The 13,041-nt window shown below is 72.3% G+C and carries 11 protein-coding genes; 2 read left to right on the top strand and 9 right to left on the bottom strand.

Going from position 1 to position 13,041, the window contains the following annotated elements; all coding sequences use genetic code 11:
- Positions 1-88 precede the first annotated feature (88 nt).
- The 6 genes from ACWD1U_RS04990 to hrcA all read right to left on the bottom strand — a co-directional run bounded on the left by ACWD1U_RS04990 (position 89) and on the right by hrcA (position 5,178).
- Positions 89-634, bottom strand: a complete 546-nt coding sequence (locus ACWD1U_RS04990; RefSeq protein ID WP_451104484.1) for a hypothetical protein — start codon at positions 632-634, stop codon at positions 89-91.
- Between the two features lie 49 nt (positions 635-683).
- Positions 684-1,076: a VOC family protein gene (locus ACWD1U_RS04985; RefSeq protein WP_451104482.1), complete on the bottom strand. Its 393-nt coding sequence runs from the start codon at positions 1,074-1,076 to the stop codon at positions 684-686.
- A 17-nt stretch (positions 1,077-1,093) separates the two neighbouring features.
- Positions 1,094-1,834, bottom strand: coding sequence for a 16S rRNA (uracil(1498)-N(3))-methyltransferase (locus ACWD1U_RS04980; RefSeq protein ID WP_451104480.1), 741 nt, complete (start codon positions 1,832-1,834; stop codon positions 1,094-1,096).
- Positions 1,831-2,904 (bottom strand): nitronate monooxygenase, encoded by a 1,074-nt coding sequence (locus tag ACWD1U_RS04975; RefSeq protein WP_451104478.1) that lies wholly within the window; start codon positions 2,902-2,904, stop codon positions 1,831-1,833. The genes ACWD1U_RS04980 and ACWD1U_RS04975 overlap by 4 nt, the downstream gene beginning before the upstream one ends.
- Positions 2,905-3,025: 121 nt before the next feature.
- Positions 3,026-4,162, bottom strand: coding sequence for a molecular chaperone DnaJ (dnaJ, locus tag ACWD1U_RS04970; RefSeq protein ID WP_451104476.1), 1,137 nt, complete (start codon positions 4,160-4,162; stop codon positions 3,026-3,028).
- Positions 4,162-5,178, bottom strand: a complete 1,017-nt coding sequence (hrcA, locus tag ACWD1U_RS04965) for a heat-inducible transcriptional repressor HrcA (RefSeq protein ID WP_451104474.1) — start codon at positions 5,176-5,178, stop codon at positions 4,162-4,164. Before hrcA ends, dnaJ begins: the two co-directional genes overlap by 1 nt.
- A gap of 171 nt (positions 5,179-5,349) precedes the next feature.
- On the opposite strand from hrcA, the gene ACWD1U_RS04960 reads away from it, so the two are divergent.
- Together ACWD1U_RS04960 and ACWD1U_RS04955 are read left to right on the top strand one after the other, a co-directional pair.
- Positions 5,350-6,081 carry an MBL fold metallo-hydrolase gene (locus tag ACWD1U_RS04960; protein ID WP_451104472.1) on the top strand — a complete coding sequence of 244 codons (732 nt, stop codon included), beginning with the start codon at positions 5,350-5,352 and terminating at the stop codon, positions 6,079-6,081.
- A 31-nt stretch (positions 6,082-6,112) separates the two neighbouring features.
- Complete coding sequence (locus ACWD1U_RS04955) at positions 6,113-6,937, top strand: DUF3097 domain-containing protein (RefSeq protein WP_451104470.1); 825 nt, start codon at positions 6,113-6,115, stop codon at positions 6,935-6,937.
- Positions 6,938-7,017: 80 nt separating this feature from the next.
- On the opposite strand, the gene hemW is transcribed toward ACWD1U_RS04955, so the two are convergent.
- The 3 genes from hemW to ACWD1U_RS04940 form a co-directional block, all read right to left on the bottom strand.
- On the bottom strand, positions 7,018-8,250 hold the full coding sequence (gene hemW, locus ACWD1U_RS04950; RefSeq protein ID WP_451104469.1) for a radical SAM family heme chaperone HemW: 1,233 nt from the start codon (positions 8,248-8,250) through the stop codon (positions 7,018-7,020).
- A 97-nt stretch (positions 8,251-8,347) separates the two neighbouring features.
- Positions 8,348-10,561 carry a SpoIIE family protein phosphatase gene (locus ACWD1U_RS04945; RefSeq protein ID WP_451104467.1) on the bottom strand — a complete coding sequence of 738 codons (2,214 nt, stop codon included), beginning with the start codon at positions 10,559-10,561 and terminating at the stop codon, positions 8,348-8,350.
- Between the two features lie 507 nt (positions 10,562-11,068).
- Positions 11,069-12,943, bottom strand: a complete 1,875-nt coding sequence (locus ACWD1U_RS04940) for an AMP-dependent synthetase/ligase (protein WP_451104465.1) — start codon at positions 12,941-12,943, stop codon at positions 11,069-11,071.
- Positions 12,944-13,041 lie beyond the last annotated feature (98 nt).

The raw sequence follows: 13,041 nt of genomic DNA, 5'->3' as shown, positions 1-13,041 counted from the left end.
CGCCGTGCGCGTGGGGGAACCGGAGGTAAGCAGGCGATGTCACCTGATCACCCTATGCAGGGACGACGGCGCGCGGACAGGGTTCGGATCACTTGCCCTCGACGGGACGGCAGTCCGGGTAGCGGTCGCACCAGATGGTCTGCGTGACGGTCACGGTGACGGTGGGTCCGGGCTGCCCGTTCGTGGGCCCACCGCCGACGGGCGGCGGACTGGTGCGGTTGCAGTCGCCGAGCCCGTCGACCTCGAACCAGACCTTGCCGTCCACCTTGGCGGTGATGTTGCCGCGCACACAGGCGCCGTCCACCGCGTGGGTGACCTCGCCGGTGACGGTGATGTCCTTGTCGTCCTCGGTCTTGCCTTCGCAGTCGACGGTCGCGACGGTCTTCTCGCTCGCCGACGGCGACGACTTCCCGCCGTTGCCGTAGGAGGCCGTGCACGTCAGCCAGCGCACGCCCGCCTTCTGCCGGTTGAGCTCCTTGGTCACGGTCTCGTCGGTGGTGTACGCGACGGACGCGGAGCTGATGCCGCCGGGCTCGCACGCGACCGCGCCGCCCACGGCGACCACCGCGAACGTCGCCGCCACAGCCACTCGCCGGCCGCGCGCGCCCCGCCGGACCCTCCTCAAAGCCCCCATGGAGGGCAGCCTGCCACTGACGGGGGCGGCGCGGTAGGGCGCAAAGGCGTCAACCGCGCAGCAGAAGCCACTCCTGAAGTTCCACCAGGTTGCCCTCGGGGTCCTTGAGGTGGGCGACTCGCATGCGGTCCGTCATCCGTGCCGGGCCGTGCAGGACCGTCGCCCCGCGCAGGGTGATCTCCTCGCAGTACGCGTCCAGCCCGTCCACCCGCAGCACGACCAGGGACCGATGCCCCTGCGCCGCATCGCCCAGCTCGTCGAGCACCTCGGCCATCACCGACCGGTCCTGCAGCGCGATCCCGGCGGAGCCCACCGCGGGGCTGAACTTCTCGTAGGGCCCCCGCGCCGCCCCGGACTGCGGCTTGAGGCCGAGGACCTCGCCGTAGAAGTGGTAGCAAGCGGCGAAGTCGGACACGAGCAGACGTACCTGTGCGAGTTCCACGGTGCCTCCAGAAGGGGTCAGGACCAGCGGCCGGTGCGAGCCAGGAGCACGGCCGCGGCCGCCGTCCCGGCAGTCGATGTGCGCAGCACACTGCGCCCGAGGCGGTGCGCCTTCGCTCCCGCCTCCTCGAACAGCGCCAACTCCTCGGGCGCCACGCCCCCTTCGGGCCCCACGACCAACACGATCTCACCGGCGGACGGCAGTTCGGCCGTGGCCAGCGGCGCGTCCCCGCTCTCGTGCAGCACGGCCGCGAAGTCCGCGGTCGCCAGCAGCGCGGCGACCTGCTTGGTCGTGGCGGCCTCCGCGACCTCGGGGAACCGCACCCGGCGCGACTGCTTCCCGGCCTCCCGGGCGGTCGCCCGCCACTTCCCCAGGGCCCTGGCCCCGCGCTCGCCCTTCCACTGCGTGATGCAGCGCGCCGCCGCCCACGGCACGATCGCGTCGACCCCGACCTCGGTCATGGTCTCGACGGCCAGCTCCCCGCGGTCGCCCTTGGGCAGCGCCTGGACGACGGTGACCCGCGGCTGCTCCGGCGGCTCCTCGCTCACCGAGTCCAGTTGGACGACCAGCCGGTCCTTGCCCTCCGTGTCGAGCACGACGCAGTCCGCCCACCGCCCGGCCCCGTCCGTGAGGACGACGTCCTCGCCGGCCCGCAGCCGCTTCACGGAGACGGCGTGCCGTCCCTCCGGCCCGTGGAGCACGTACCGGCCGCCCAGGCCCGCGTCGAAGTGCTCGACCACGAACACCGGCGCGGTCACAGAACGCCCCCGCCGGCCGACGCCGCACGGGCCGCGGCGAGTTCTCCCGCGAGCACCTCCACCAGCTGTCCGGCCGGCAGCTCCCGCGCCATCCGGTGGCCCTGCCCCGCCCACAGCGCCATCCCCTGCGCGTCCCCGGCCTTGGCGGCGGCCTTGCGCAGCGGCGAGGTGAGGTGGTGGATCTCGGGATACGCGGCGGGCGCGTACGGACCGTGCTCCCGCAGGAACCGGTTGACGAGGCCACGCGCGGGCCGGCCCGAGAACGCCCGGGTCAACTCGGTCCGGACGAACAGGGGGTTGGTCAGCGCCTGCTTGTGCAGGGCGTGCGCGCCCGACTCGTGCGTGGCGAGGAAGGCGGTGCCCAGCTGGGCGGCGCTCGCGCCCGCCGCGAGCGCCCCGGCGATCTGGCCGCCGCGCATGATGCCACCCGCGGCGATGATCGGGATGTTGACGGCCTCGCGCACCTGGGCGACCAGCGACAGCAGGCCGATGCCGGAGCCGTCCGTCTCGGGGACGTCCCGGTGGGTGCCCTGGTGGCCGCCGGCCTCGACGCCCTGGGCGATGACGCCGTCCGCGCCCGCCCGCTCGACGGCCCGGGCCTCGTCGGGGGTGGTCGCCGCGGCCAGGACGAAGGTGCCGACGCGGTGCAGGGCGTCGATCACCTCACGGCTCGGCACGCCGAAGTGGAACGACACCACCGGCACGGGGTTGTCGCGCAGCACCACGATCTTGGCCTCGAAGCCGTCGTCGCGTCCGCTGTCGGGATCGCCCAGCTCGGCCTCGTACCAGGTGGCCTCGCCGGCCAGCTGATGAGCGTAGACGTCGACGGCGGCGGGGTCGGCGTACTCGGGCTGCGGCATGAAGACGTTGACGCCGAAGGGCCTGGCGGTCAGGCTCCTGAGCTGTTTGATCTCCTGGTACATCCCGTCGGCGGTCTTGTACCCGGCGGCGAGGAAGCCGAGCCCGCCCGCCTCGCACACGGCGGCGACGAGCTTCGGCACGGAGACGCCGCCCGCCATGGGGGCCTGCACGATCGGGAGCGGGAAAAGATCGGTCAGCGCGGAGGACATGACCGCATGTTGTCACGCCTTCCGAACAAGTCCGAAACCGGCCTGCCGGGTGGCATAGACCAGAGGAACAGGCGCCTCCTGCTACCCGGCACCCACCCCGTCACCGGCCGGGCCACCCCCGTCAGCGACCGTTGAAGGCGTCCTTCAGCCGCGAGAACAATCCTTGCTGCCCGGGCTGGAACTGCCCCGTCGGGCGTTCCTCGCCGCGTAGTTTGGAGAACTCGCGGAGCAGGCGCTCCTGCTCGGGGTCGAGCTTGGTCGGGGTCTGGACCTCGACGTGGACGATGAGGTCGCCGCGCCCGCCGCCGCGCAGGTGCGTGACACCGCGGGCGTGCAGCGGGATGGACTGGCCGGACTGGGTGCCCGGGCGGATGTCGACCTCCTCCATGCCGTCGAGCGTCTCCAGAGGCACCTTCGTGCCGAGGGCCGCCGCCGTCATCGGGATCGTCACCGTGCAGTGCAGGTCGTCGCCGCGCCGCTGGAACATGGAGTGCGGCAGCTCGTGGATCTCGACGTAGAGGTCACCGGCCGGGCCGCCACCGGGCCCGACCTCGCCCTCGCCGGCGAGCTGGATCCGCGTGCCGTTGTCGACACCTGCCGGGATCTTGACCGTGAGGGTCCGGCGGGACCGCACGCGGCCGTCGCCCGCGCACTCGGGGCACGGCGTCGGGACCACCGTGCCGAAGCCCTGGCACTGCGGGCAGGGCCGGGACGTCATGACCTGGCCCAGGAAGGACCGGGTGACCTGCGACACCTCACCGCGACCGCGGCACATGTCACACGTCTGCGCGGAGGTGCCGGGGGCCGCGCCCTCACCGCTGCAGGTGTTGCAGACGACCGCCGTGTCGACCTGGATGTCCTTCGTCGTGCCGAAGGCCGCCTCGTCGAGCTCCACCTCGATGCGGATCATCGCGTCCTGGCCGCGGCGGGTGCGCGAGCGCGGTCCGCGCTGCGACGCCGTGCCGAAGAACGCGTCCATGATGTCGGAGAAGTTCCCGAAGCCACCGGCTCCGAAGCCGCCCGCGCCGCCGCCTCCGGCCTGCGAGAGCGGGTCGCCGCCGAGGTCGTAGACCTGCTTCTTCTGCGGGTCCGACAGCACCTCGTAGGCGGCGTTGATCTCCTTGAACCGCTCCTGGGTCTTCGGGTCGGGGTTGACGTCCGGGTGCAGCTCGCGGGCGAGCCGCCGGAAGGCCTTCTTGATCTCTTCCTGCGACGCGTCGCGGCGCACGCCGAGTACGGCGTAGTAGTCCGTGGCCACTACGACTCCGCCAGGATCTGTCCGACGTACCGTGCCACTGCGCGTACCGCTCCCATCGTTCCCGGGTAGTCCATGCGGGTCGGTCCGACCACGCCGAGCTTGGCGACTGCCTCGCCGCCCGAACCGTAGCCGACCGACACGACGGACGTGGAGTTGAGTCCTTCGTGGGCGTTCTCGTGACCGATCCGTACGGTCACGCCCGGATCCTGCGCCTCGCCGAGCAGCTTGAGGAGCACGACCTGCTCCTCCAGCGCCTCCAGCACCGGCCGGATCGTGAGGGGGAAGTCATGACCGAAGCGGGTCAGATTGGCGGTGCCGCCGATCATCAGCCGCTCCTCGTTCTCCTCGACGAGCGTCTCCAGAAGCGTGGAGAGCACCATGGAGACCGTACCCCGGTCCTCGTGCTCGAACGCCTCGGGGAGATCCTCCACCAGACTCGGCACATCCGTGAAACGACGGTTCGCCACCCGGCTGTTGAGCCGCGCGCGCAGATCCGCGAGCGAGGCCTCGCCGAAGGGCGCCGGGCAGTCCACCACACGCTGCTCTACCCGCCCGGTGTCCGTGATCAGCACGAGCATCACGCGCGCGGGCGCCAGGGAGAGCAACTCCACATGACGCACGGTCGAGCGGGTCAGTGACGGGTACTGCACCACGGCGACCTGGCGCGTGAGCTGCGCGAGCAGCCGTACCGTGCGCGCCACGACGTCGTCGAGGTCGACGGCGCCCTCGAGGAAATTCTGGATCGCGCGCCGCTCGGGCGCGGTCATCGGCTTGACACCGGCGAGCTTGTCCACGAACAGCCGGTAGCCCTTGTCGGTGGGGATGCGCCCGGCGCTGGTGTGCGGCTGGGCGATGTACCCCTCGTCCTCGAGGGCCGCCATGTCGTTGCGGACGGTCGCCGGGGAGACGCCGAGGTTGTGCCGCTCGGTGAGGGCCTTGGAGCCGACGGGCTCCTCGGTGCCGACGTAGTCCTGGACGATGGCGCGCAGCACCTGAAGCCTGCGTTCACTGAGCATCGCGCACACCTCCAGATCGTCCGTCTGCTGCCCTGCCGGTCGCGGCCTGGCACTCTGCGTGTGCGAGTGCCAGCATCCCCCGGCCCAGTGTACGGCGGTGGGGTACGCCCCCGGCAAGGCTGGTCGTGCGTCGTCGTGCCCTGAGCGGGGGTGCACGGCTAGCGTCGCCGTATGAGGGTGACTTGGGAAGAGCTGGGGTGGGAGCGCGTGGCCGCCGGGGTGGGGCGGTGCCGGCTGCCGGTGTGGGACTGCACGGCGGGGCTGGTCGCGGGTGAGGGTGCGGTCCTCGTGATCGACGCCGGGTCGAGCCCGGCCGAGGGCGCGCGGTTGCGCGAGCAGGCGCAGTCCCTCACCGGTCACCGTGTGACACATCTCGCGCTGACGCATCCCCACTTCGACCATGTCTTCGGGGCGGCGGCGTTCGTGGGGGCGGAGCTGTTCGGCGCGGTGGGCGTGGACGCGGTGCTGACGCGTGTGCGCGACCGCGAGGAACTGCGCGCGGACGCGGTAGGGAACGGCTTGGCGGAGAACACCGCGCGGGAGTCGGCGGACCGGCTGGTCCCGCCCCGCCACCTGGTCTCCGGGGAGTGGACCCTCGACCTGGGCGGCGGGTGCCAGGTACTGCTGGCGAACGTCGGCCCGGGGCACACCGCGCACGACCTGGCGGTGCTGGTGCCGGGTGACCCGGAGGTGGTGTTCTGCGGCGACCTGGTCGAGGAGTCGGGTGAGCCGCAGGCGGGCCCGGACGCCGTGCCGTCGCACTGGCCGGCCGCCCTGGACCGGCTGCTCGACCTGGGCGGCGAGGACGCGGTGTACGTGCCCGGTCACGGAGCGGTGGTGGACGCGGCGTTCGTCCGGGCCCAGCGGGACGCGCTGGCGGCTCGGTTCGGCGTGTCTCCGTGACCGGTCGGCGGCTTCTCCTATCGTCATTCGAATGCGCCAGTACTCGCCCGATATGACTCCGCCGTGGAAGAAGCCGCAGCCGGTGCCCGAGGTTCCGGCGGAGCCGGGTCTGGTGGTCGAGGAGCCCGGGACCGGTTTCTGCGGCGCCGTGATCCGCTGCGAGGCGGGCACGGTGACGCTGGAGGACCGCTTCGGCAAGCACCGCGTGTTCCCGATGGAACCGCGCGGCTTCCTCCTGGAGGGCAAGGTCGTGACGCTGGTCCGCCCCTCCTCGCGCGGCCCCGAGCGCCCCGCCCGTACGGCCTCCGGTTCGGTGGCCGTACCCGGCGCACGCGCCCGTGTGGCCCGCGCCGGCCGCATCTACGTCGAGGGCCGGCACGACGCGGAACTGGTCGAGAAGGTGTGGGGCGACGACCTGCGCATCGAGGGCGTGGTCGTGGAATACCTGGAGGGCGTCGACGACCTCCCGTCGATCGTCACCGACTTCGCGCCCGGGCCGGACGCGCGGCTGGGCGTCCTAGTGGACCACCTCGTGCCGGGCTCGAAGGAGTGGCGCATCGCGCAGGCGGTGACCAGCGAACACGCCCTGATCGTCGGCCACCCCTACATCGACGTCTGGGAGGCGGTGAAACCGTCGTCCCTGGGCATCGGGGCGTGGCCCCGCGTCCCCCGCGGTCAGGACTGGAAGACCGGCGTGTGCAGGGCCCTGGGCTGGCCGGAGAACACGGGCGCGGCTTGGCAGCGGATCCTGTCGGGGGTGCGCTCGTACAAGGACCTGGAGCCGGTGTTGCTGGGCAGGGTGGAGGAACTGATCGACTTCGTGACGGCTCCCTGGCCGCAACCGCTCGCGCAGTAGCAGGGCGAGCCCGCACTGGGCCAGGCCGAAGGTGACCGCGGCCACCTAGCCGCGCCCAGCCGCCACCGACGCCGAGCACCTCATTCCACGAGGTCCCGCACCACGCCGTCCGCGAGCAACCGCCCTCGCAAGGTCAGCACCGCACGCCCGTCCGCGTACGGCCCCTCCTGGAGCAGCCCGTCCGACAACGCCCGGCGCGACGCGGCAAGCCCCTCCTCCCGCAGCAGCGACAACGGCACCCCGTCCCGCAGCCGCAGCTCCAGCAGAATCCGCTCGACCCGGCGGTCCTCTTCCGTCAGCAGCTCACGCCCGGCACCGGGCGACCGCCCCGCCGCAAGCGCCGCCGCGTACGCACCGGGGTGCTTCACGTTCCACCACCGCACACCGCCCACATGGCTGTGCGCACCGGGCCCGGCCCCCCACCAGTCGGCGCCCCGCCAGTAGAGCTCGTTGTGCAGGCACCGCCCCGCCCGCGAGGTCGCCCAGTTCGAGACCTCGTACCACTCGAACCCGGCTGACGAGAGGACCTCGTCCGCGATCAGATACCGGTCGGCATGCACATCGTCGTCGGTCATCGGTACCTCGCCCCGGCGGATCCGGCGAGCCAGCTGCGTCCCTTCCTCCACGATCAGGGCGTACGCGCTGACATGATCCGGCCCGGCCGCCAGCACCGCGTCCAGCGACGCCCGCCAGTCCTCGTCGGACTCACCCGGCGTGCCGTAGATCAGGTCGAGATTCACATGGTCGAACCCGGCCGCGCGGGCCTCCGCGACGCACGCCTCCGGCCGCCCGGGTGTGTGCGTGCGGTCCAGCACCTTCAGCACATGCTGCCGCGCGCTCTGCATCCCGAAGGAGATGCGGTTGAAGCCGCCTTCGCGCAGCGTCGCCAGATACGCCGGGTCCACCGACTCCGGGTTCGCCTCGGTCGTGACCTCGGCGTCCGCCGCGAGCCCGAACTCGTCCCCCACAGCCCTCAGCATCCGCACCAGGTCACCGGCATCGAGCAGCGTCGGGGTACCCCCGCCGACGAACACCGTACGAACGGGCCGCGGATCGTCGCCGAGGACCTTGCGGGCCAGGCGGATCTCGTCGGTCAGCGTCTCGGCGTAGTTGTCACGGGAGGCGAGCACGCCGCCGGTGCCGCGCAGCTCGGTGGCGGTGTACGTGTTGAAGTCGCAGTAGCCGCAGCGGGTCGCGCAGTAGGGAACGTGCAGGTAGAACCCGAGCGGACGATCGGCTGCGCCGGTGAGCGCGGACGCGGGCAGCGTGCCGTCGTCGGGGACGGGCTCGCCGTCGGGGAGTGCGGAAGGCATGCCTTCCATTGTCCAGCACCCGGGCACCCACCTGTTTCCCGCATGGCGGCCCCGGCGTCCACACAGGGGAGGAAGCGCGTCCCTTCAGGCACGGGAATCAATCCGCTTGGAGCACCAGCAGGGCGAGATCGTCCGCCGGGGGCCGCGCCCCGAACTCGTGCACGAGCCGCTTGATCCGCTCGGCTATCAGCTCCGCGTCCAGGCCGGCGCACCCGGCGAGCGCCGCGGCGAGCCCGTCCCCGTCGTCGAACTGGCGGGAGCCGGAGCGACGCTCGGTCACCCCGTCGGTGACGCACAGCAGCGTGTCGCCGGAGCGCAGCTCGAAGGTCTCGCTGGTGTAGGTGGCGTCCTCGACGACGCCCAGGAGGGTCTGCGGCTGGGCGGCCGTGTGGACCTCGCCGCCCGCCCCGAGCAGCAGGGGCAGCGGGTGTCCGGCGGAGGCGACCGTGCAGCGGACACCGCCGTCGAAGGGCACCAGCTCGCCGTAGAGCAGGGACAGGAAGCGCGTCTGCGGACCGTCGCCGGGCGGGGTCGGGCGCGCGCCCGCCGCCATCAGCGCCCGGGCCGCCGCGTCGGAGGCCTCGGTGGCGTCGTCGAGCAGGAGCTGGTTGAGGCGGTCGAGGACGTCGGCGACCCGGTAGCCCTCGCGGGCCAGCAGCCGCAGCCAGGGCCGGGCCAGGCCGATCACGACGGCCGCCTCGGGTCCCTTGCCCTGGACGTCGCCGACGGCGAAGCACCAGCGGCCGTCGCCGGCCGGGAACAGGTCGTAGAAGTCGCCGCTGGGGCCGCCCTTGTCGCACGGCTCGTAGACGAGCGCGCTGCGCACGCCGGGGATCTCGGCCACGGCGCCGGGCAGCAGGCCGCGCTGGAGCACGGCGCTGATGGTGGCCTGGCGGGCGTACTGGCGGGCGGCGCCGATCGCGAGCGCGACGCGGCGGCTGAGGTCCTCGACGAGGCCGGTGATCTCGTCGGGGAAGCCGGCCGTCCCGGACCGCCCGATGACGAGGGTGCCCAGCGGGCGTCCCCCGGCGACCAGCCGGTACGCCAGGGCCGAACCGGGCTCACCGAGCGCCTCGCCGGGCCAGTGGTACTCGGCGGGCCCCGACAGCAGTGGGTCGCAGGGGTGCGGCGGGTCCTTCTCCAGCGCCCGGCGCAGCTCCTCGATGCGGTTCTCGCTGCCGTGCCAGACCCGGGCGAGGCGGGGCCCGCCCGCGCCGGGCCCGCCGCTCCAGCCGCCGCCGGTGACCTCGTCCTCCAGCCACACCGCGCACCAGTCGGCCAGCCGCGGCACGATCAGCTGCCCGGCGAGGGCGGCGACCAGGTCCTCGTCGAGCTGCCCGGCGAGCAGGTCGGAGGCCTCGGCGAGGAAGGAGAGGGCGCCGCGGCCCAGCCAGGTGCCGTCGCCGCCGACCCGGCCCTCGTGGCGCTCTCGTCGGTCCCGGAGGTCGTTCCAGTCCCGCGAGTCCCGAAGGCCGCGGGGGTCGTGCGGGCCGCCGGAGTCGTGCGCGGCGCGGGAACCGTGCGGGTCGGGACTGTCCCGGGCGTCTCCTCCGTCACGCCGGTGTCCCGGCCCGGTCTCCCCTGCCTGCTCGGCGTCCCGGCCGGGACGCGGTCCGGGCGCCAGGATCTCCGCCACCCGGAGCCCTCGCGCCAGCGCGTGCTCCCCGGCGTACGCCTCGATCTGCTCCCCCGCCTCGCACCCCGCAGCGGGCAGCCTCGCCCACACGGTCTTCCTGCCGGTGCGGTAGGTGATCCCCCACGCCTCGGAGAGGGCGCCGACGAGCCGCAGGCCGCGGCCGTACTCGGGTGGGTCGTGGGGCGTGTCGGGCTCGCCGCCGCGCGGGGCGCGGGAGGGATGGTGGTCGGAGACCTCGACCACGAGCGCGGCCGTGTCCGGGGCGTCGCCTTCCAGGCGGCACTCCATCTCGACGTCGGTGCCGGCGTGCACGACGGCGTTGGTGACGAGTTCGCAGACGATCAGTGTGGCGTCGTCCGCCAGGCGCTCGGTGAGGTGCTCGGCACCGGGCAGGCCGGCATCGGCCCACTCGGCGAGCGCCGCGCGCACCAGGACGCGGGCGGCGCTCGGCGCGAGAGAGCTGCCGGGCAGGGTCGCGTGCGCCCGCGCGTGCTTCTGCGCGGGCTCCCACTCGTCGGAGCGGAGCGCCCCGGCGGCCTCGGCGCGTGCCTCCACAGCGGGTACGGGCTCCTCGGGAACAGGCCCTTCCTGAGCGGGCAGGGACGTCTCCCAAGCGCGTGCAGGCGCCTCTGAGGCACGGGAAGCGGTCTCCCGTTGCGTCGGAATGGCCCCCATGTGCAACTCCCCGGGCAGTTCGTACGAATACGCCACAGTCGATGCCGACAGAGTGACAGACTGACCGCGCGCATAAGCAAGGAGTTACTGAAGTGGGCCGCCATGAGTGAAAACAGTGCTCTTCATGCGGTCGAATACCGACACGAGAACGGTCAAATACGTGCATCCGATCTGCGTCCCCTGCTCGCTGCCATGGCAGCCGCGCGGGGCGGTGAATTCGCCAAGGTGCCCGAAACCGGCCACGACATGGTGGCCGAAGCCACCACTGGCTCGGTCCTGCCAGGGACCGCAGCGCCCCCTTCACCGGCGAGGTGCGGCGCGTCGGACGGGAGCCGTCCGCACGGCCGCCTCGACGAGCGGCTCTCCGGTCGAGCCTTCTGCCACCGGATGCCGAGGGCGAGAGTCAGCGTCGGACATGCGACGCCGGAAATGCACAGACCTGAGGGGCGCGGGGAACTGCGCGAGCGACCACGAACCGCAACCGCCGGCGCATCCCCGCGCCGCCCCCTACGCCTCGCGAGAGCCCTCGTACATCTCCTCGATCAGGTGCTTGTACTCCCGCTCCACCACCGGCCGCTTCAGCTTCAGACTCGGCGTGATCTCCCCGTGCTCCACATCGAGATCCCGCGGCAGCAGCCGGAACTTCTTGATGGTCTGCCACCGCTGCAGTCCGTCGTTGAGCTGCTTCACATACCCGTCGACCATCTCGACGGTCACCGGCGCCGCCACGATCTCCGCGTACGACTTGCCCTCGAGCCCGTTCTCCTTGGCCCACTCGGTGACGGCGGCCTCGTCGAGCGCGATGAGCGCCGTGCAGAAGTTCCGGTCGGCCCCGTGCACCAGGATGTTGGACACGTACGGGCACACCGCCTTGAACTGCCCCTCGACCTCCGCGGGCGCGATGTACTTGCCGCCCGAGGTCTTGATGAGGTCCTTCTTGCGGTCGGTGATCCGCAGGTACCCGTCGGGCGACAGCTCCCCGATGTCCCCGGTGTGGAACCACCCGTCCGACTCCAGCACCTCGGCGGTCTTCTCGGGCAGCTTGTGGTAGCCCTCCATGACGCCCGGGCCGCGCAGCAGGATCTCGCCGTCGTCGGCGATCCGCACCTCCGTGCCCGGGAGCGGCTTGCCGACCGTGCCGGTGCGGTAGGCCTCGCCGGGGTTCACGAAGGACGCGGCCGAGGACTCGGTCAGGCCGTATCCCTCGAGGATGTGGATGCCGGCGCCCGAGAAGAAGTACCCGATCTCGGGTGAGAGCGCGGCCGAACCGGAGACACACGCCCGGAGGTTGCCGCCGAAGGCCTCCCGGATCTTGGCGTACACCAGCGCGTCGGCGACCTTGTGCTTCGCGCCCAGCCCGAACGGCACGGACGCGGTCCCGGTGCGCCGGAAGTTGTCCTGCGAGACCTTGGCGTACTCGCGGGCGACCTCGGCGGCCCACTGGAAGATCTTGTACTTGGCCCCGCCACCCGCGCGGGCCTTCGCAGCGACGCCGTTGTAGACCTTCTCGAAGATGCGCGGCACGGCCGCCATGTACGTCGGCTGCACCACCGGCAGGTTCTCGATGATCTTGTCGACCCGGCCGTCCACGGCAGTGACGTGCCCGACCTCGATCTGCCCTGAGGTGAGCACCTTGCCGAAGACGTGCGCGAGCGGCAGCCACAGGTACTGCACGTCCTCGCCGCTGATCAGCCCGGTCGCGGCGATCGCCTTCGCCATGTACGACCAGTTGTCGTGCGGCAGGCGCACGCCCTTGGGGCGGCCGGTGGTGCCGGAAGTGTAGATGAGGGTGGCCAGCTGGTCCTTGGTGATCGTGCCGACCCGCTCCTTGATCAGGTCGGGGTCCTTCGCCAGCCGGGCCGCGCCGCGCCTCTCCAGCTCGTCGAGCGTGAGGATCCAGTCGGCGGTCTCGGCGCCGGCCGGGTCCATGACCACGACATGGGTCAGCTCGGGCAGCTCCGAGCGCTTCTCCTTCGCCTTGGCCACCTGCTCGGCGTTCTCCGCGATGAGCACCCGGCTCTCGGAGTCCGACAGGATGTACGCCGACTCCTCGGCGTTGGTCTGCGGATACACCGTGGTCGTGGCGGCGCCGGCGCACATGATGCCGAGGTCGGCCAGGATCCACTCGATCCGGGTGCTGGAGGCGAGGGCGACGCGCTGCTCGGGCTGCACGCCCAGCTCGATGAGCCCCGCCGCGATGGCGTAGACCCGCTCGGCGGTGCGCGCCCAGCTCAGCGACTTCCACTCGTCCGGCCCCGAGCCGGAGGACGAGGGGACCGGATACCGGTAGGCCTCGGCGTCCGGCGTGGCCGCCACGCGCTCCAGGAAGAGGCCCGCCACGGACGGCGGACGGTTCTCGATCAGTGTCTTTGTGTCGCTCACGACATCCTCCGGGGCCCGCGGCAGCGCGGCTGGCTCAGGTGCGGCTGGTTTGTACTCCGAGGTGCTGGTCACACCGTTGTTTAACTCGCGAGTAACTA

The sequence above is a fragment of the Streptomyces sp. NPDC002788 genome (genome assembly GCF_053592115.1).
This window is presented reverse-complemented; position numbering and strand designations above follow the sequence as displayed.